Source organism: Microbacterium sp. 4NA327F11 (assembly GCF_005503465.1).
GTDB lineage: Bacteria > Actinomycetota > Actinomycetes > Actinomycetales > Microbacteriaceae > Microbacterium > Microbacterium ginsengisoli.
On record NZ_SCOB01000001.1, the window covers coordinates 61,761 to 79,453 of the forward strand.

The 17,693-nt window shown below is 69.2% G+C and carries 17 protein-coding genes and 3 tRNA genes; 11 read left to right on the forward strand and 9 right to left on the reverse strand.

All coding sequences use genetic code 11. The features are described from left to right. Positions 1–8: 8 nt before the first annotated feature. Both hpt and tilS read right to left on the reverse strand, forming a co-directional pair. Positions 9–560 (reverse strand): hypoxanthine phosphoribosyltransferase, encoded by a 552-nt coding sequence (gene hpt / locus FFS51_RS00325; protein WP_137877152.1) that lies wholly within the window; start codon positions 558–560, stop codon positions 9–11. Between the two features lie 9 nt (positions 561–569). Continuing rightward, positions 570–1,571 (reverse strand): tRNA lysidine(34) synthetase TilS, encoded by a 1,002-nt coding sequence (gene tilS, locus FFS51_RS00330; RefSeq protein ID WP_137877153.1) that lies wholly within the window; start codon positions 1,569–1,571, stop codon positions 570–572. A gap of 135 nt (positions 1,572–1,706) precedes the next feature. Here tilS and FFS51_RS00335 point away from each other — a divergent pair, with 135 nt between their 5' ends. Beyond that, on the forward strand, positions 1,707–2,198 hold the full coding sequence (locus FFS51_RS00335) for an inorganic diphosphatase (RefSeq protein ID WP_045247504.1): 492 nt from the start codon (positions 1,707–1,709) through the stop codon (positions 2,196–2,198). Positions 2,199–2,261: 63 nt separating this feature from the next. Here the strand turns inward: FFS51_RS00335 and FFS51_RS00340 are convergent, their stop codons facing one another. Then, positions 2,262–3,623 carry a M23 family metallopeptidase gene (locus FFS51_RS00340; RefSeq protein ID WP_045247505.1) on the reverse strand — a complete coding sequence of 454 codons (1,362 nt, stop codon included), beginning with the start codon at positions 3,621–3,623 and terminating at the stop codon, positions 2,262–2,264. A 256-nt stretch (positions 3,624–3,879) separates the two neighbouring features. On the opposite strand from FFS51_RS00340, the gene FFS51_RS00345 reads away from it, so the two are divergent. The 5 genes from FFS51_RS00345 to FFS51_RS00365 all read left to right on the forward strand — a co-directional run bounded on the left by FFS51_RS00345 (position 3,880) and on the right by FFS51_RS00365 (position 6,263). After that, positions 3,880–3,952, forward strand: a tRNA-Glu gene (locus FFS51_RS00345). Positions 3,953–3,981: 29 nt separating this feature from the next. Continuing rightward, a tRNA-Asp gene (locus FFS51_RS00350) sits at positions 3,982–4,055 on the forward strand. Positions 4,056–4,120: 65 nt separating this feature from the next. Continuing rightward, a tRNA-Phe gene (locus tag FFS51_RS00355) sits at positions 4,121–4,193 on the forward strand. A 252-nt stretch (positions 4,194–4,445) separates the two neighbouring features. Continuing rightward, complete coding sequence (locus tag FFS51_RS00360) at positions 4,446–5,348, forward strand: hypothetical protein (RefSeq protein WP_137877154.1); 903 nt, start codon at positions 4,446–4,448, stop codon at positions 5,346–5,348. A 303-nt stretch (positions 5,349–5,651) separates the two neighbouring features. Beyond that, complete coding sequence (locus tag FFS51_RS00365; RefSeq protein WP_171006059.1) at positions 5,652–6,263, forward strand: NYN domain-containing protein; 612 nt, start codon at positions 5,652–5,654, stop codon at positions 6,261–6,263. Between the two features lie 318 nt (positions 6,264–6,581). Here the strand turns inward: FFS51_RS00365 and acs are convergent, their stop codons facing one another. Together acs and FFS51_RS14785 are read right to left on the reverse strand one after the other, a co-directional pair. Then, the gene (gene acs, locus FFS51_RS00370; protein ID WP_137877156.1) at positions 6,582–8,552 is read right to left on the reverse strand and encodes an acetate--CoA ligase; all 1,971 of its coding nucleotides are present in this window, start codon (positions 8,550–8,552) and stop codon (positions 6,582–6,584) included. Between the two features lie 2 nt (positions 8,553–8,554). Beyond that, a complete protein-coding gene (locus FFS51_RS14785; RefSeq protein WP_048809080.1) occupies positions 8,555–9,157 on the reverse strand; it encodes an acetate uptake transporter in 603 nt (200 codons plus the stop codon). A gap of 178 nt (positions 9,158–9,335) precedes the next feature. Here FFS51_RS14785 and FFS51_RS00380 point away from each other — a divergent pair, with 178 nt between their 5' ends. Beyond that, positions 9,336–10,175, forward strand: a complete 840-nt coding sequence (locus FFS51_RS00380) for a LuxR C-terminal-related transcriptional regulator (RefSeq protein ID WP_249352616.1) — start codon at positions 9,336–9,338, stop codon at positions 10,173–10,175. A gap of 26 nt (positions 10,176–10,201) precedes the next feature. Then, positions 10,202–10,963: an SDR family NAD(P)-dependent oxidoreductase gene (locus FFS51_RS00385; protein ID WP_045247508.1), complete on the forward strand. Its 762-nt coding sequence runs from the start codon at positions 10,202–10,204 to the stop codon at positions 10,961–10,963. Positions 10,964–10,965: 2 nt separating this feature from the next. Here FFS51_RS00385 and FFS51_RS00390 read toward each other — a convergent pair whose 3' ends face one another. Continuing rightward, positions 10,966–11,673: a response regulator gene (locus FFS51_RS00390; RefSeq protein ID WP_212742757.1), complete on the reverse strand. Its 708-nt coding sequence runs from the start codon at positions 11,671–11,673 to the stop codon at positions 10,966–10,968. Continuing rightward, positions 11,670–13,271 (reverse strand): ATP-binding protein, encoded by a 1,602-nt coding sequence (locus FFS51_RS00395; protein ID WP_137877158.1) that lies wholly within the window; start codon positions 13,269–13,271, stop codon positions 11,670–11,672. Before FFS51_RS00395 ends, FFS51_RS00390 begins: the two co-directional genes overlap by 4 nt. 183 nt (positions 13,272–13,454) lie before the next feature. Between FFS51_RS00395 and FFS51_RS00400 the strand changes: the two genes are divergently transcribed. From FFS51_RS00400 to FFS51_RS00410, 3 genes are all read left to right on the forward strand, one after another. Then, positions 13,455–14,297, forward strand: a complete 843-nt coding sequence (locus tag FFS51_RS00400; protein WP_045247509.1) for an ABC transporter ATP-binding protein — start codon at positions 13,455–13,457, stop codon at positions 14,295–14,297. After that, on the forward strand, positions 14,294–15,163 hold the full coding sequence (locus FFS51_RS00405) for an ABC transporter permease (RefSeq protein WP_045247510.1): 870 nt from the start codon (positions 14,294–14,296) through the stop codon (positions 15,161–15,163). Before FFS51_RS00400 ends, FFS51_RS00405 begins: the two co-directional genes overlap by 4 nt. Before the next feature lie 93 nt (positions 15,164–15,256). Next, positions 15,257–16,342, forward strand: a complete 1,086-nt coding sequence (locus FFS51_RS00410; protein ID WP_045247511.1) for an ABC transporter substrate-binding protein — start codon at positions 15,257–15,259, stop codon at positions 16,340–16,342. Positions 16,343–16,401: 59 nt separating this feature from the next. On the opposite strand, the gene FFS51_RS00415 is transcribed toward FFS51_RS00410, so the two are convergent. Both FFS51_RS00415 and FFS51_RS00420 read right to left on the reverse strand, forming a co-directional pair. After that, positions 16,402–16,998, reverse strand: a complete 597-nt coding sequence (locus FFS51_RS00415) for an energy-coupling factor transporter transmembrane component T family protein (protein WP_045247512.1) — start codon at positions 16,996–16,998, stop codon at positions 16,402–16,404. Further along, on the reverse strand, positions 16,992–17,687 hold the full coding sequence (locus FFS51_RS00420) for an energy-coupling factor ABC transporter ATP-binding protein (RefSeq protein WP_137877159.1): 696 nt from the start codon (positions 17,685–17,687) through the stop codon (positions 16,992–16,994). Before FFS51_RS00420 ends, FFS51_RS00415 begins: the two co-directional genes overlap by 7 nt. Positions 17,688–17,693: the final 6 nt, after the last annotated feature.

A 17,693-nucleotide genomic window follows, 5' to 3' on the forward strand; every position in this document is an offset into this window, starting at 1 on the left:
GCGACGCGTCAGGCGTAGACGTGGGGGGCGAGAACCGCGACGTCACGCAGGTTTCGGTACTTCTCGGCGTAGTCGAGTCCGTAGCCGACGACGAACTCGTTCGGGATCTCGAAGCCGACGTAGCGGCAGTCGACGTGCACCTTCGCGGCATCCGGCTTGCGGAACAGGGCGAAGACCTCGACGGATGCGGCGCCGCGGGCGGCGAAGTTCTCGAGCAGCCAGCTGAGGGTGAGGCCGGAGTCGATGATGTCCTCGACGATCAGCACGTGCTTGTCGTGGATGTCGGTGTCGAGGTCTTTGCGGATCTGCACGACGCCGCTCGATTTGGTGCCGGCGCCGTATGAGGAGACGGCCATCCAGTCCATGGGCACGAGCATCGGCAGCGCCCGGGCGAAGTCGGCCATCACCATGACGGCGCCCTTGAGCACGCCGACAAGCACGAGCTCCTTGCCGTCGTAGTCGACCGCCACCTGAGTGGCGATCTCGTCGAGCTTCGCGCGGATCTCCTCCTCGGTCGCGAGAACGGTCTCGAGGTCGGAGGCGAGGTCGACGGCGCGCATGGGTCGAGTCTAGGAGGGGGGCCCTGCGGCGGTGAACTCGATGCGGGCGCCGACGCGGCGAGCCCGGCAGCCGGGCAGGTCGAGGGGTCCCTGCCCTGCCCAGTCGGTGACGAGGCGGGCGACCTCGAGGGTCTGCGTGCGGGTGAGGCTCTGACCGAACTCGCTCGCCACGACGTGGCGGATGATGCGGTGGCGCAGCGCCGGAGGGTTCGCGGCGAGCGCGCCGACCGAGACGGAGATGCCCGCTTCGGCGTGCTCGACGATGTCCTCGATGGTCTCGTCGATCATCTCGTCGAAGGCGGCCGTGTCCTCGCGCAACTGGTCGGCGGTGCGGGCGAGGGCCTCGGCGACGCCCGGGCCGAGCTCGCGCTCGAGCACGGGCAGCACCAGCTCCCTCACTCGCACCCGTGCGAATGCGGGGTCGGCGTTCTGCGGATCGTGCCAGGGCTCGAGGCCCGCCGCTGCGCACGCGGCGAGAGTGGTCGCGCGGCGCACCGCGAGCAGCGGCCGCACCAGCAGAACCCCGGATGCCTCGTCCCGTCGCACGGCGGCCATGCCGGCGAGGCTCGTGGCGCCCGCTCCGCGGGCGAGGCCCAGCAGCACGGTCTCGGCCTGGTCGTCGAGTGTGTGTCCGAGGAGCACGGCCGCCGCGCCGAGGTCGGCCGCGGCCCCGGTGAGCGCGCGGTAGCGCGCGGAGCGCGCGGCCGCCTCCGGCCCGTCACCCGCTGCGGTCACCTCGACCCGCACGATGCGGGCGGCGAGCCCGAGCGCACGCGCCTGATCGGCGGCGCGGGAGGCGGCGGCATCCGACCCCGGCTGCAGCGCGTGGTCGACGATCACCGCGGTCGCGGCGAGGCCGAGCTTCGGCGCCTCGAACGCGGTCGCGGCGGCGAGGGCGAGGGAGTCGGGTCCGCCCGAGAGCGCCACGACGACCGACGTCGCCTCCACACCCGAGAGTGCCGTGCGCACCGCGAGGCGCACCTCGGCGACGGCGGGATCCAGTGCGGGCATGCCTTTACCGTAGGGCGGCGCGAACGCGGCGCGCGAGCGCAGCCCACGGCTCGTGACGCCCGCCCCCGGTGTCGCCGAGGCCGCCGCACTAGGCTGAGGGGCGGCATCCCAGCCCCTGATCTAAGGAGCACGCACATGGGCGCATACGACGCCGTCATCGAGATCCCGCGCGGCAGCCGCGTGAAGTACGAGGTCGACCACGAGACCGGCCGGGTGTTCCTCGACCGCATCCTCTACACGGTGTTCGGCTACCCGGCGAACTACGGGTTCTTCGAGAACACGCTCGGCGAGGACGGCGACCCGCTCGACGTGCTGCTGCTGCTCGACCAGGAGCTCGCACCCGGCGTCGGCGCCAAGGTGCGCCCGGTCGGCGTGCTGAAGATGAGCGACGAGGCCGGCGGCGACGACAAGGTCGTGGCCGTGCTCGCCAAGGACCCCCGCTGGGCGCACATCCAGGACGTCGCCGACATCCCGGAGTACACGCAGAAGGAGATCACCCACTTCTTCGAGCACTACAAGGACCTCGAGCCCGGCAAGTGGGTCAAGGTCGACGAGTGGGCCGATGCGGCCGAGGCCGAGCGGCTCGTCTCCGAGGCGTTCGCGCGCTTCGAGGCCGAAGGGCACTGAGCGCCCTCACCCCGATGACGAAGGGGGCGGATGCCGCGGCATCCGCCCCCTTCGCCGTGTCGACTAGATGTTGATGCCGCGCTGCGCCATGAGGGGCTGCGGGTTCTTCGGCGATCCGTTGACGTAGAACTCGAAGTGAAGGTGGCATCCGAACGCGTTGCCGGTCTCGCCGCCGCGCCCGATGACCTGGCCGGCCGAGACCTGCTGGCCGTAGGACACGAGGATGCCGCCGTTCTGCATGTGCGCGTACCCCGTGCCGATGCCGCCGCCGTGGTCGATCTTGACGTAGTTGCCGTAGCCGCCGTTGGGGCCGGCGTAGACGACCGTGCCGGCGCTGGCCGCGAAGATCGGGAAGCCGCACGTGCCGTTGGCGATGTCGAGACCGTAGTGGAAGCTGCTGGCGCAGTACGACGGACCGCACTGGGCGTAGCGGGGGCCGTAGGGCGAGGTCATCGGCCCGTTCGCGGGGCGGGCCCACCCGCTCGACGAGGCGCCGCCGCCTCCGCCACCGCCGCCGCCCTGCGCGGCCTCCTGGGCGGCCTTCGCGGCGGCTGCCGCTGCCGCCGCGGCCGCCGCCTCGGCGGCCTTGCGTGCGGCTTCGACCCCGGCCTGGTAGTCGGCGACGGTCTTGGCGGTCTGATCCTGCAGCGCCTGCAGCTGGGCCTGGAGGTCCTGCAGGTGGCTCTGCTGGTTCGCGAGGGCGGCCTGCGCCGCCTGGGCGGCGTTCTGCGCCGCGGTCATCGCGTCATTGGCCTGCTGCTGGAGCTTGTCGCGCTCATCGGCCTGCACCTTGGCCTGGTCGCTGAGCGACTGTGCGAGGTTCTGCGCGGTGACCGCGTTCGTGTAGACGTCGTTGTTGCGCTGCAGCAGGCGGTCCATCGTGCCGAGGCGGGCGAGGAGATCGTTGGCCCCCGCGGCGGATCCGGCGAAGAAGATCTGCAGCGACGCGTTGTCGCCACCGGAGCGGTAGAGCTGCGCTGCCAGGCGACCGGCCTGGTTCGCCGCCTCGAGGGCGGCGGCGGACTGCTTGTCGGCCTGATCCTGGATGTCGGCGGCCTTCTGGCTCGCGTCAAAGAACGCCTGCTGCGCGGTGTAGAAGACCTGCGACGCCTGATCGGCGGCCGCCTGCGTCTGCGTGACCTGCGTGTTCAGCTGCGAGATGAGGCCGTTGATCTTCGTGATCTCGGACTGCTTCGCGGCCTCGTTGTTCTTCGCCGCCTGCACGTCGGCCCAGCTGGGGTAGTCGGCGGCGAAGGCGGGAGTCGAGAACCCGGACGCGACCGCGCCGACGGCGACGATGCCGAGTGCCCCCGCACCGAAGAGCGCGCGACGGCTCACGTCGGGCCACAGCGCGCGCTGCTCACGCGCGGAGGGCGCGCAATCGCACTCGTCGGTGTGGTCCACCTGAGTGGTGTCGTCGGTCACGAGGCATCCCTTCGGTGCTCGAGTCACATCTGCATCACTAATAACGTGCGTCACCTTCACGAACGAATCAAGCACAGGTTGAAGGTTGACCGCACGCCTTCGTCATTCTGCGGGGCGGAGCAGGAGGCTGCGGGAGCCCACGCGGGGCCGCCACGAATCGCATGATCGCTCGGTTTGGCGCAACGGCCTTCGTTTGCGTATGCTTGAGCGTCGGCAAGCGTGACCGCCGAATCCCTCGGGATGTCGAGTTTCGCCCGGCCCCATCGTTTAGCGGCCTAGGACGCCGCCCTTTCACGGCGGTAGCACGGGTTCGAATCCCGTTGGGGTCACACTCACCGGCACACAACTTAACAAGCATGGCCCTGTAGCGCAGTTGGTTAGCGTGCCGCCCTGTCACGGCGGAGGTCGCGGGTTCAAGTCCCGTCAGGGTCGCTCCGAGCGACGGGCCCTTTCTTAGCAGAGGGCCCTTCGTCTAGGACGCGGCAGACATGCCGCGCGGCTCTGTAGCTCAGTTGGTAGAGCGCACGACTGAAAATCGTGAGGTCACGGGATCGACGCCCGTCGGAGCCACACGGACCGTCGTTACAACGGTCCCAGAAACCCTCGCCTAGCTTCTACATGGCGGGGGTTTTGCTTTTCCCTGATCAGGTTCGGTTTTTGTGCGCACGCGAGAGGCTACGATTTCCCGGTCGTTGAGCGAGCGAAGCGAGTCGAAACGGCTCGGACGGATGCCGATTCGCGGGCCTCGTCGAAGACTTGGGCCGGTCTGGGGCCGGTCGTCGTCCTAAGTCGCATGTCCGAGCCCCGTGTGAAGCTGTCCGCGTGCGCGCAACGAGACAACCCATCACGGACGCCGACGAGGCTCGGATCGCCTCCGAGATGGCGCAGAGACTCTCGTACGTCGACACAGTTCTCGATCGGCACGCCGCGATCAGCGAACGCACGCCGGCGCCGTGGTCGCAACTCGGCTCCGATGACGCCGCGTCGAAGTGGATGCAGGTCAGCCATCAGCTGAACGCCATGCTCGGAATGTCCGCGGACAACCTCCGCGTCGTTCGCGGCATGCTGCACGAGGACGGCGAACTTGTCGTGCCGATGTACGGCCACTACCCGGTCCTTCGCTCAGCAATCGAAGCCTCGGCGCTGGCCAAGTGGATAGCGGAGCCAGACGACCAGGCCGAGCGACTGCGCCGTTCCTTCAGCGCGAGAATCGCTGACCTTAATGAGGACCGCGATCTTCATGCCGAAGCGATGAAGGCGGCAGCGCTGCACGCCGGCGTCGAGCTGTCGCTACTGAAACGTGGCGACGACGCGTTCAAACTTGGAGACGCGAAGGCTCGCGCGGAGATCCGGGGGATCTGCCTAGACCGTCACATTCCATGGACCGGGGTGAGTAAGGGTCTCCCCGGTTACGCGAGCATCGTCCGCGCGGTCGGGAGCGCGGGCGACGTGCCGGGAAACTACGCCGCTAGTATCTGGCGGATCATAAGCGGCTTGAGTCACCCGTCAGCAAGTCGCGCCACACGCTACTCGGCACTGGAGATCTTGGGCGAGTCGAAAGACGGAGTGCTGCGCGCACGTGTTTCGGCGTCGATGAACTGGACGCAGGCGGCACTCTCGGTGGCGACGACACTGACTCTGGACGCACTGCGACTCGTTGAACTGCGGCTCGACTCGAAGCACCCTCGGCGGAGTTCAGCATTCGGGTCGGTTCCCGCGACGTAGGCTACAGCGCAGTTTGGGACCGAAGCATCGCAGGTGCTTCCGACACGATCTCTGAATCGGCCTGACTTTCGTTCCGTTCTTCAAGTAAGGATTGTGATGTATCAGGACTTCGGTCACGGAAGTCCTGATACATCACAGGACAAGGCTCCCGATAGGAACGAAAGTCAGGCCGATTCACACCTTCACCCGGCACTCACTCTCGGAACCGCACTTGACGCGCTCACAGGTTCGTCTGATAGAACTGGTCCATTGCTCCCCACCGTCCTCGCGGATTGGTGGGGCTTTTTTTACCAAAGGTGGGTCATGGTTGATCGCGTAGCAGTCTTCATCGACTATGAAAACGCCCACCGAACCGGGCACGGGCGGTTCGGTGGAGTCGGGCAGCCAAAGTATGAGACGGTGCTTGATCCGCTCAAAGTCGCGGAAACGCTCGTCGCGAGGCGGCGCTTCGACGGCGAGCTCACCGACGTTTGGGTGTTTCGGGGGAGGCCCGTTCCCCAACATCAGCCGAAGCCGGCGAGTTCCAACGACCTCCAGGCAGATGCGTGGTCCGAAGACGATCGCGTCCATGTCGTGCGACGAGACCTCAAGTATGACTTCTGGGACGACGGCACATTCACGGCGCGCGAGAAGGGCATTGACGTCGCGCTCGCGGTCGGTCTCACCGAGGGCGCTCTGGATGGAGCATTCGACGTTGCAATCGTCTTCAGCGGTGACACTGACCTCCTACCGGCGCTCGAGCTTGTCTTCCGTCGGCACCTCTCCAAGCTAGAGATCGCGACCTGGAGCGGAGCGAAGCCTCTCTGGTTCGCCGACTTCCTCCGCCAAACACCGCCGCGTCACCTTCCCTTCTGTCACTTCTTGAACGAGGCCGACTTCCTGGCATGCCGGGATTACAGCGCCGTCGATGAGTGAGCCCGGGCCGGTCCCGGGCCGGGAACCGGGCTGACACCACCCAGCACTAGCCATCACCAACGAGCACAACTTCCGCGGAACCACGCGGCGAACGAGCGCTCGTGAGCACCCACGAACCCCGCGGATACAACTGAAAATCGTGAGGTCACGGGATCGACGCCCGTCGGAGCCACACGGACCGTCGTTACAACGGTCCCAGAAACCCTCGCCTAGCTTCTATATGGCGGGGGTTTTGCTTTTGGCGCGGGCGGCGTGACCGCACGCGCAAAGGCCGGCCCCGCGGCATCCGCGAAGCCGGCCCCTGCGCGTCAGGCCGGATCAGTCGTCGTGAGCACCTGACTGCATGCCGGTCTTGATCGCGTCCATGACGCCCGAGTCGGCGAGGGTGGTCACATCACCCACCGGCCGGTTCTCGGCGACGTCACGCAGGAGGCGACGCATGATCTTGCCCGAGCGCGTCTTGGGCAGCTCGGCGACGACCATGATCTGACGGGGCTGCGCGATCTTGCCGATCTCCTTGGCCACGTGCTCTCGCAGCTCACGGGTCACGTGGTCACCTCCGTCTCCGGCCTCCTTGCGCAGGATCACGAACGCAGCGACCGCCTGACCGGTCACGGGGTCGTCGACCCCCACCACGGCCGCCTCGGCGACCTTCGGGTTCGACACGAGTGCCGACTCGATCTCGGTCGTCGAGAGGCGGTGCCCCGACACGTTCATCACGTCGTCGACGCGACCCAGCAGCCAGAGGTCGCCGTCCTCGTCGCGCTTGGCCCCGTCGCCGGCGAAGTAGCGACCGGGGAACCGCGACCAGTAGGTCTCCTTGAACCGCTCCGGGTCGCCCCAGATCGTGCGCAGCATCGACGGCCACGGCTCGGTCAGCACCAGGTAGCCACCCTGGCCGTTGCCGACGGACTCGCCCTGCTCGTCGACCACGTCGACGCCGATGCCCGGCATCGCGCTCATGGCCGCGCCGGGCTTGCCGGCTGTGATGCCCGGGAGCGGGCTGATCATGATCGAGCCCGTCTCGGTCTGCCACCACGTGTCGATCACGGGCACCCGGTTGCCGCCGATGTGCTCGCGGTACCACATGTACGCCTCGGGGTTGATGGGCTCACCCACCGACCCGATGAGCTTCAGGCTCGACAGGTCGTACCCCTCGGGGATCTGGTGACCCCACTTCATGAACGTGCGGATCGCCGTCGGCGCGCAGTACAGCGTCGTGACGCCGTACTTCTGCACGATCTCCCACCAGCGCCCCTGGTGGGGCGTGTCGGGTGTGCCCTCGTAGAGCACCGAGGTCGTCGCATTCGACAGCGGACCGTAGACGATGTAGCTGTGGCCGGTCACCCACCCGATGTCGGCCGCCGTCCAGTAGACGTCGGTCTCGGGCTTGAGGTCGAAGGTCTCCCAGTGGGTGAACGAGCACCCGGTGAGGTACCCGCCGCTCGTGTGCAGGATGCCCTTCGGCTTGCCGGTCGTGCCCGAGGTGTACATGACATAGAGCGGATGCTCCGCATCGAACGCCTGCGCATCGTGCGACGTGCTGGCGCGGTCGACGCTCTCATGCCACCACAGGTCGCGACCCTCGGTGACGGACACATCCTGTCCGGTGCGGCGCACCATCAGCACGGACCTCACGTCGGGGCATCCGGTCAGCGCCTCATCGACCGCCGGCTTCAACGCCACCGCAGAGCCCTTGCGGTAGCCGCCGTCAGCGGTGATAACGACCCGGGCGTCGCAGTCGAGGATGCGCGTGCGCAGCGCCTCGGCCGAGAAGCCGCCGAACACCACGGTGTGCGGTGCCCCGATGCGGGCGCAGGCCAGCATCGCGATGATCGTCTCGGGGATCATCGGCATGTAGATCGCGACCCGGTCGCCCTCCTGCACGCCGAGCGCGGTGAGCGTGTTCGCCGCCTGGCAGACCCGCTCGGTGAGCTCGCGGTAGGTGATGGTGCGGGTGTCGCCCGGCTCGCCCTCGAAGTGATAGGCGACCCGGTCGCCGAGGCCGGCCGCCACGTGGCGGTCGAGGCAGTTCACCGCCACGTTCAGCCGGCCCCCGACGAACCACTTCGCGAACGGCGGGTCGCTCCAGTCGAGCACCTGGGTCCAGGGCTCGGCCCAGTCCAGCCGCGCCGCCTTGTCCGCCCAGAAGGCGAGCCGGTCGGCATCCGCCTCCCGGTAGATGTCGGCGGTCACGTTGGCGGCCGCCGCGAACTCGGGGCTCGGCGGGAACCGCCGGTTCTCGTGCGCGAGGTTCTCGATCGCGGAGGCGTGCTCGATGGTCGACACGGTCAGCTCGCCTTCGGGGCGCCGATCGGGAGGACGGTGCGTCCCCAGGTCGAGTTGATGACGGATGCCGCGGAGCCGTACCAGGCGAGCACGGCGGTCACGAGACCGACGACGCCGCCGATGTTGGTCGCGGTCGCGCTGCCGCTGAACGCGCCGATCGTGAGGAGCACGAACGTGATCAGCAGGGCGATGAACACCAGCAGCACGATGCGGCTCGCCTTGATGGCGCCGATGGTCATGTAGAAGGTGAAGATCGTCCACGCCAGGAAGAAGACGGCGAGTCCGTCGGCGCCGGCCGCCTTGGCGAGCGCGTCGTTCGTCAGCAGGAACCACACGGCCAGCCAGAACGAGCCGTACGAGGTGAACGCGACGGCGCCGAACGTGTTGCCCTTCACGAACTCCCACATGCCGGCGAGCAGCTGGGCGATGCCGCCGTAGAACAGGGCGAGGGCGAGAGCGCCGGCCCCGGCGTCGGGGATCCACCCCGCGTTGGCGACGCTCAGCACGAACGTCGTGAGGGCGAACGCGGCGAGGCCGAGAGCGCCTGGGTCGGCGACACCGGCGACGAACGTCGGGCGCGAGATGATGTCGGTCTGGTTGCTCACGATGAACACTCCTTTGTGTTGTGGATAGACCCGCAGGACCGGGGCCACGGGGCATCCGTTCACATCGGCGTGAGCGGATACTCATAGCGAAACCCGGGGTTCGGCCCTGCTAGCTTCAACGCTACGAATGCACCGACGCGCTCGACTACCGTCCAAAGGAGGTAGTGATGTGGAGACGATGACGTCGCCGCTCGCCCCCCGCGATGCCCTGCTTGCGACGCTGCGCACCCTGCGCCGCGACACGGGCGCCAGCATCACCTTCGGTGCGTACGCCACCCCCGGCGGCGCCCGTCTCGACGCGTTCGTCGGCGCGCACAGCCACACCCTCGCGGGAGTGCTCATCGAACCCGCCCACGGGGTCGGCGGCAAGGCCATGGTCGACCGGAGGCCGGTCGCGGCGACCCAGTATGAGCGCTCGACGGCGATCACCCACCACTACGACCGCGAGGTCAGCGGCGAGGCGATCGTGTCGCTGCTGGCCGTGCCGGCGATCGTCGGCGACCGGGTGCGGGCTGTGCTCTACGTCGGCGAGCGCGTCGCCACACAGTTCGGCGGCGACATCGTGCGCCGCACCGTGTCGGCCGCGCAGAACCTCGCGTGGGAGTTCACGGTCGCCGCAGAGGTGGAGCGCCGGGTGACCGAGCTGCGGCAGGCGGCAGCGCTCTCGGCCGCCGCCGATGCCCCGTCGCGGGAACGCCAGGAGGTGCGGGAGGCGGCCGCCGAACTGCGAGAGCTCAGCCGCGTCGTGCAGGACCCCGAGCTGCTGGCGCGCATCGACGCGATCGGCCGACTGCTGCTGCCCGCCCCGACCGAGCTCGTCGCCCCGCGACTCTCGCCCCGCGAGGTCGACATGGTCACCCAGCTCGCGCTCGGCCGCCGCAACAGCCAGATCGCCGAGGCCCTCGGCCTCACCGAGGCGACGGTGAAGGCCTACGTGTCATCCGCGATGCACAAGCTCGACGCGAGCAGCCGCTTCGAGGCGGTCGCGGCCGCGCGTCGCGCCGGCATCGTCGCGTGAGGATGCCGCGGGCATAGCCTGGCGGTATGAGCACCCTCACCGGAACCGTCGCCCTCGTCACCGGAGCCTCCAGCGGAATCGGGGAGGCCACCGCCCGCACCCTCGCCGCCGACGGCGCCGCCGTGGCCCTCGTCGCCCGCCGCGCCGACCGTCTCGCGTCGCTCGCGAAAGAGATCGCCGCGGCCGGGGGCACGGCCGTCGCGATCGAGGCCGACATCACCGACCGCGATCAGGCCCGCGCCGCGGTGGCCCGCACGGTCGCCGAGCTCGGACGACTCGACATCCTCGTGAACAACGCCGGCGTGATGCTGCTGGGGCCGGTCGAGCACGCGCCGATCGACGAGTGGGACCGCATGATCGACCTCAACCTCACCGCACTGCTGTCGGTGACCGAGGCGGCCCTCCCCCACCTGCTCGCGGCCGCCGAGAGCGAACCCCGCCGGGTCGCGGACCTCGTCAACATCTCGTCGACAGCGGGCCGCCAGGTCAAGCGCGGCTCCGGCGTCTACAACCTCACCAAGCACGGCGTGGGCGCCTTCAGCGAGTCGTTCCGGCAGGAGTTCAGCCGCCGCCACCTGCGGGTCGGCGTCGTCGAGCCTGGTGCCGTCGCGACCGAGCTGCGCGACCACCTGCGTCCCGAGATCCGCGAGGTGCAGCAGCAGCGCCTGTCGGCGATGCAGCCGCTCCAGGCGCAGGATGTCGCGGACGCGATCTCGTACATCGTGACGCGTCCGCGCCACCAGACGATCAACGAGTTGCTGCTGCGCCCGACCGAGCAGGACGACTGAGCTCAGCGCACGAGTCGGGCCGCAGGGGTCGTGTACACGTGCTCGGGCCGCCCGGTGCTGCCGTAGCGGAGGGTGAGCACGATGTGGCCCGACTGCTCGAGTTGCGAGAGGTAGCGCTGGGCCGTCGCGCGTGAGATGCCCGCCTCGGCGGCGACCTGCGCGGCGGATGCCCCGTCGACGCCGCTGTGCGCGATGCGGTCGAACACGAGCTTCACGGTCGGAGCCATCGAGGGCGTCCGCGGCCTGACGGCCGGCTCGGGCGGTCGCAGCGCCCCGAACAGCCGATCGATGTCGTCCTGCGTCGACTCCTCGGGAAGCGCCGCGATCTCCCCCAGCGTGCGCTGGAAGGCGATGAGTCGCTCGACGAGCGCTGCGAACCCGAACGGCTTGCTGATGTAGTGCACCGCCCCCAGTCGCAGAGCTGTGCGGATCGACTCGACGTCCTTCGCCGCCGACACGACGATCACCGACGGCGCGTGAGCCTCGGCGGCGAGGTCGCGCACCACGTCGAGGCCGTCGCCGTCGGGCAGGTAGATGTCCATCAGCACGAGATGCGGACGCTTCTCGTCGATCACGCGCCGCGCCTCGGCGGCGCTGTGGGCGATGCCGACCACGCGGAACCCGGGGACGCGATCGACGAACCCCGCGTGCACCGTCGCGACGCGGTAGTCGTCGTCGACGACCACGACCTCGATCACCGCCTCGCTCATCCGCCCACCTCCGCAGCCACTGCGGTCGGCAGGGTCACGGTGAAGCGCGTTCCGCCGTCGACCTCGACCTCGACGGTGCCCCCGATGCGGGTGACCGCGTTCATCACGAGCGCGAGCCCGAGCCCGCCGTGCGTGGAGTGCGCCGAGCGTTTCGTGGTGAACCCGCGGTCGAACACCCGCGGACGCTCCGACTCGGGGATGCCGATGCCGTTGTCGGCCACCGAGACCTCGATCGCGACCGGCGACTCGACGATGCGCACCTCCACGAACCGCGGCGCCGCGACGGGCATCAGCGCGTCGAACGCGTTGTCGATCATGTTGCCGAGCACGGTCGTCAGGGCCTGCACGTGTCGGGCGTCGGCGTCGAGGTGCGAGTCGGGGGCGATGACGAGCTCGACGCCGCGCTCGCTCGCCTCGGCGGCCTTGCCGAGCAGCAGTCCGACGATCTGCGGCACCGCGATGCGCGACCTCACGGATTCGTCGAAATCGGCCGACGTGCCCCGTAGCTCGTTGAGGTACGACAGCGCATCCACGGGACGATCGAGCTCGAGCAGGCCCGCAATCGCGTGCAGACGATTGGTGAACTCGTGCTGCTGGGCACGCAGCGACTCCGTCAGACTGCGCTGCCCGTCGAGCTCGCGCGCGAGCCCCTCGAGGTCGGTGCGGTCCCGCAGGGTGATGACCGTGCCATGCGGCTTGCCGCGCAGCACCACGGGCATGCGGTTCACGACCAGGCACAGCTCGCTGGTCACGAACAGTTCATCGACCCCGACCGACGGATCGATGAGGATGTCGCGCAGCTCCCCCGCAGCGACCACCTCGACAAGCGGCCGGCCGGCCGCGGCATCCGGAAGATTCAACAGCCGGCGCGCGGCGTCGTTCACGACGCTAATGCGGCCCGCCGGGTCGAGCGCGAGCACCCCCTCGCGGATGCCGTGCAGCGTCGCCTCGCGCTCCTGCAGCAGCCGGGCGATCTCATCGAGCTCGAGTCCGAAGGTGCGCTTCTTCATGCGGCGCGCGACAAACCACGACGCGACCGCACCGAACAGCAGCGCCACGGCGAACCACAGCCCGTAGGACGGCAGCTCCCGCACGAGCTCGCTCGACACGGAGCTCTCCTGGATGCCCACCGACACCTCGCCAATGACGACGTCGGCCGGGCTGAACAGCGGCACCCGCGCGTTCGCGGTGAGACCCTGCGATCCCGAGTTGATGCCCAGATGAACCTGACCGTCCGCAGCCATCACCGGCTCGCTCACCCGCTGCCCCACCAGTGACGGGTCGGGGTGGGAGTGTCGGATTCCCTGCATGTCGATCAGCACCACGTACGACGCGCCCGTCGAGGACATCGTCGCTGTCGCGTACTCCTGCAGCTGGCCGGCGCACGCCGCAGCCGCCCCGGGCACCATGCACTGCTGCACCATCGGCACGCTCGCGACCGTCTGCGCGATCGCGGCCGCCCGCGCCTCGAAATCGCGATCGAGGTTGGCGCGCACCGTCTGCGTGAGCAGCAGGAACCCGAACGCCATCGAGGCGGTGAGGATCACCACCTGGGCCAACAGGATCTGGCTCGAGATCTTCCGCATGCGCCGTCGCACCCAGTGATTGTGAGTCCTCGACGCACCGATGGCAAGGCGCACCGGTGCGCGAAACGCGCAGAAGCCGCGCAACGGGCACAACGAGACGAACCCGCAGAACCGCGACGACGCGGCGTCCGCTCTCGCACGATGGGTCCACTCCTCCCCGGAGGTTCCCGCTCACCAAGACAGAGAGGTCTTGCCATGGACGACACCCCCTCGCGTGGCCCCGGCCATCGCGACGACGGCGCGCGCATCGACATCGTCGGACTCACCAAGCGCTTCCTCACCCCGAAGGGCGAGGCGTTCACCGCGATCCGCGACGTGTCGCTCACCGTCGAACCCGGCCAGTTCTGCGCCATCGTCGGACCGACAGGATGCGGCAAGTCGACGACCCTCGGACAGGTGTCCGGTCTCGACAAGCCGAGCGCCGGGCACGTGTCGGTCGGCGGCACGCGGGTCGACGGCATCACCGACGGCGTCAGCTTCATGTTCCAGGCCGACTCGCTCTTCCCCTGGAAGACCGTGCTCGACAACGTGAAGATCGGGCCCGTGCTCAAGGGCATGCCGCGGGCACAGGCGACGGTGCTCGCGCGCGACTGGATCCGACGTGTCGGCCTCGCCGGCTTCGAGGACCGCTACCCGCACCAGCTCTCCGGCGGCATGCGCAAGCGCGTCGCGATGGCGGCCGCCCTGATCAACAACCCGCGCATCCTCCTGATGGACGAGCCGTTCGGCGCCCTCGACGTGCAGACCAAGGCGATCATGCAGACCGAGCTGCTGGCGCTGTGGGAGGAGTACCGGCCCTCGGTGCTGTTCATCACACACGACCTCGATGAGGCCGTCGCCCTGGCGGACCGCGTGGTGATCATGACCACGAGTCCCGGCACCGTCAAGGACGTGTTCGACATCGACCTGCCCCGACCCCGCGGCGACGTGCAGGAGATCCGCCACGAGGCGCGGTTCCTCGAGCTGCAGGGCCAGATCTGGCAGTCGCTGCGCGACGAGGTCACTCGCGCGTACGCACGGACGGCGGATGCGGCATGACCGCCGTGAGCCTGCCGGGCGCCGCCGCCGCATCCGAGACGAGCATCCAATCCGCCGCGCGCGCCAGCCGGCGCCGCCGCATCGCCTGGGTGTGGATCGGACGGATCCTGCTCGCCGTCGTGGTCATCGGCGGCTGGCAGCTGTTCACCGAGCTCGGCTGGGTCGATCCGTTCTTCTTCGGCCAGCCGAGCGGCATCTGGGACAGCCTGGTGCGGCTGTTCACCGTCGGAACGGCGTTCGGCTCGATCTGGGAGAACCTCTGGGTCACGGTGCAGGAAGCCCTCTACGGCTTCGCGCTGGGCACCGTCGTGGGCGTCATCCTCGGCATCCTGCTGGGGACGAACCGCTACCTGTCGGCGGTGTTCGGCCCGTACATCAAGGTGCTCAACTCGATCCCCCGCATCGTTCTCGGCTCGATCTTCATCGTCGCGTTCGGCCTCGGGATCTTCCCGAAGGTGCTGCTGGCGGCGGTGCTCGTCTTCTTCGCGGTGTTCTTCAATGCGTTCCAGGGCGTGCGCGAGGTCGACCAGAACCTCGTCTCCAACGTGCGCGTGCTCGGGGCGACCCCGCTGCAGGTCGCGCGGCACGTCACCATCCCGTCGGCGATGACCTGGATCATCGCGAGCCTGCACACCGCGTTCGGGTTCGCCATCATCGGCGCCCTCGTCGCGGAGGTGCTCGGGGCGCAGAAGGGCATCGGCCTGATCATCAGCCAGGCCCAGGGCAACTTCGACCCGAACACCGTGTTCGCCTGCATGGCGATCATCGCCGTGTTCACCCTCGTGGCCGAGTACCTCATCACGCTGCTCGAGCATGCGGTGCTCAAGTGGCGTCCCCCCGTGCGGTCCGAGGCGCAGAGCATCTGACCGCGGCATCCGCCCCCTGATCGTCGACCCCGTCGACACCCTGCGGCGTGCTCCCGGGCCCGCCCTGCATCACATCCACAGAAAGGCATTTCAATGAAGAAACGCGCACTGCTCGCCATGGCCGCCGTCGGCCTCGCGACCCTCTCGCTCGCCGGCTGCGCCGGCAGCGGATCAACCACCGCGAGCGCCGGATCGACCGACCTCCCGACCGTGAAAATCATGGTCGGCGGCATCGACAAGCAGATCTACCTCCCCTACCAGCTCGCGCAGAGCCTCGGCTTCTACCAGAAGTACGGCGTGAACGTCGAGCTGTCCACCGAGCAGCAAGGCGGCGTCGGCGCCGAGGACGCCATGGCCTCCGGCCAGGTCGACTTCGCCGGCGCGTGGTACATCCACACCGTCGACTTCCAGTCGAAGGGCAAGAACGTCATCAACGTGGTGCAGCTGTCGGGCGCGCCCGGTGAGCGTGAGATGTGCAGCTCGAAGAGCGGCGTCACCTCCGCGGCCGACTTCAAGGGCAAGACCCTCGGCGTCACCGACCTCGGGTCGGGCACCGACGAGCTCACCCAGTTCATCGCCGCCCAGGCCGGAGTCGCCCACAACGACTACACGACCCTCGCGGTCGGCGCAGGCTCCACGGCCATCGCGGCGATCCAGCGAGGCTCGGCGGACTGCGTGATGACGACCCAGCCGACCGTCGGCGCACTCGAGTCGAAGAACCTCGCCTCGACCGCGATCGACCTCGCGACGACGGCCGGCGCCCAGAAGGCGCTCGGCGGTGCGTGGCCGGCGGCGGGCCTGCTCGGCCGCGCCGACTGGGTCGCCGCCCACCAGGACGAGACGCAGAAGGTCGTCGACGCGCTCGTCGCGACGATGCACTGGATCGACACCCACACCGCGACGGACATCGCCAACGCGCTGCCTGCCGACTTCGTGCAGAACAGCACCATCACGAAGGACCAGTACATCGCCGGCCTCACGACCGACAAGGGGCAATTCCTTCCCGACGGAATCATGCCCGCCGGTGGCCCGAAGACGATCTTCGCGATGGAGAAGCTGATCGGCGTCGACACGTCGAAGGTCACGATCTCCGACACGTTCACCAACAGCTACGCCGAAGCGGCGAACAAGCTCGAGGGAACCGCGGTGACCACGACGCCGGCGGGAGCCGACGGCTGAGCACGGTCAGGACGGCGGGGGTCCCGGTCTCGGGGCCCCCGTCGTCGTGACGTCACCGGTCAGCCGACCCCGCGGGCCGCAAGCGCCTCGCCGAGCCGGTCGGCGTGCTGCAGCGCGAGCACCACGTACGGCACGGTGAAGGCGCGGGGCGTCGCCCGAGCACCGCGGGCGCGCAGCGTCTCGCGCACCTCGCCGGCGAGGGAGGCCAGCACGGGGATGGTCGCGAAGGTGACGACGAGCAGCAGCGCCGTCCGCTCGGGATCGATCCGCACGAACCGCAGCGGCGCGAGCCCCACCTCGAGCGCGCCGAGCAGCGCCGTCACGCGGGTCGTGAGTGCGAGTACGGATGCCGCCGCCACCGCCGCGAGCACGCGCACGGTGTTGATGACCGCGGGCTCGATGCCGAGGAAGATGACCTGTCCGATCAGGCTCACGACCGCGAGCCACCGCAGCGCCCAGAGCTGGCGGCCGAGCTGCGGCATCCCGAGTCCGCCGATGAGGAACAGGGCGACCGGCGCCAGCACCGCGGGCGCGAGCGCCCACCACGCCGTCGGAAGCAGCGAGATCGCCAGCACCACCACGAGCACCAGCACGATCTTGACGCCCGGCCGGGCGCGGTGCAGCAGGCCGTCACCGTCGACGTAGAGGCTCAGCACGGGGCATCCGCCACGATCGCGTCGTAGCGGGCGATGACCTCGGCGGGAGGCCCGACCTCGATCAGGCGCCCTCCGTCAAAGAGCACGGCCGTCTCGCAGCGCGCGGCGAGCGCGAGGTCGTGCGTGACGAGCAGCAGCCGATGCCCGGCCGCCTCGAAGAGGTGGTCGGCGACGCGACGCGCGTTGCGGGCGTCGAGCATTCCCGTCGGCTCGTCGGCGATCACCAGGTCGGGCCGCCGCACGAACGCGCCGCACACGGCGAGCAGCTGCTTCTGACCGCTCGAGAGCTCGTGCGCCGCGCGGTCGGCGAGCGGCGCCAGCCCGAACCGGTCGAGTGCCGCATCGACCCGTTCCGCAGCCTCGGCGCGCGGGAGACGCAGCGAACGCAGCGAGAACTCGACGTCCTCGCGCACGGTGGGCATGACGATCTGCGCGTCCGGGTTCGAGAACACGAACGCCACCCGGCGTCGCAACTCGGCGGCGTCGCGCCGGGGATCGAGTCCGAGCACGTCGAGTGAGCCGGATGTCGCGGCCCCGAGGCCTCCCACGAGCCGGGCGAACGTCGACTTGCCCGAGCCGTTCGCCCCGATGACGGCGACCGTGCGGGCGTCGAGGTGCAGCGAGACATCCACCAGCACCTCGACGGCGCCCGCGACGACGCCGACGTTCTCGAGTCGGATGCCGGTCATGCTCCG

Bases quoted from the DNA above. Each gene is read 5' to 3' on its own strand.
- hpt (WP_137877152.1), bottom strand. From the start codon at position 560: ATGCGCGCCGTCGACCTCGCCTCCGACCTCGAGACCGTTCTCGCGACC.
- tilS (WP_137877153.1), bottom strand. From the start codon at position 1,571: ATGCCCGCACTGGATCCCGCCGTCGCCGAGGTGCGCCTCGCGGTGCGC.
- FFS51_RS00335 (WP_045247504.1), top strand. From the start codon at position 1,707: ATGGGCGCATACGACGCCGTCATCGAGATCCCGCGCGGCAGCCGCGTG.
- FFS51_RS00365 (WP_171006059.1), top strand. From the start codon at position 5,652: ATGGTTGATCGCGTAGCAGTCTTCATCGACTATGAAAACGCCCACCGA.
- FFS51_RS00380 (WP_249352616.1), top strand. From the start codon at position 9,336: ATGACGTCGCCGCTCGCCCCCCGCGATGCCCTGCTTGCGACGCTGCGC.
- FFS51_RS00385 (WP_045247508.1), top strand. From the start codon at position 10,202: ATGAGCACCCTCACCGGAACCGTCGCCCTCGTCACCGGAGCCTCCAGC.
- FFS51_RS00390 (WP_212742757.1), bottom strand. From the start codon at position 11,673: ATGAGCGAGGCGGTGATCGAGGTCGTGGTCGTCGACGACGACTACCGC.
- FFS51_RS00400 (WP_045247509.1), top strand. From the start codon at position 13,455: ATGGACGACACCCCCTCGCGTGGCCCCGGCCATCGCGACGACGGCGCG.
- FFS51_RS00405 (WP_045247510.1), top strand. From the start codon at position 14,294: ATGACCGCCGTGAGCCTGCCGGGCGCCGCCGCCGCATCCGAGACGAGC.
- FFS51_RS00410 (WP_045247511.1), top strand. From the start codon at position 15,257: ATGAAGAAACGCGCACTGCTCGCCATGGCCGCCGTCGGCCTCGCGACC.
- FFS51_RS00420 (WP_137877159.1), bottom strand. From the start codon at position 17,687: ATGACCGGCATCCGACTCGAGAACGTCGGCGTCGTCGCGGGCGCCGTC.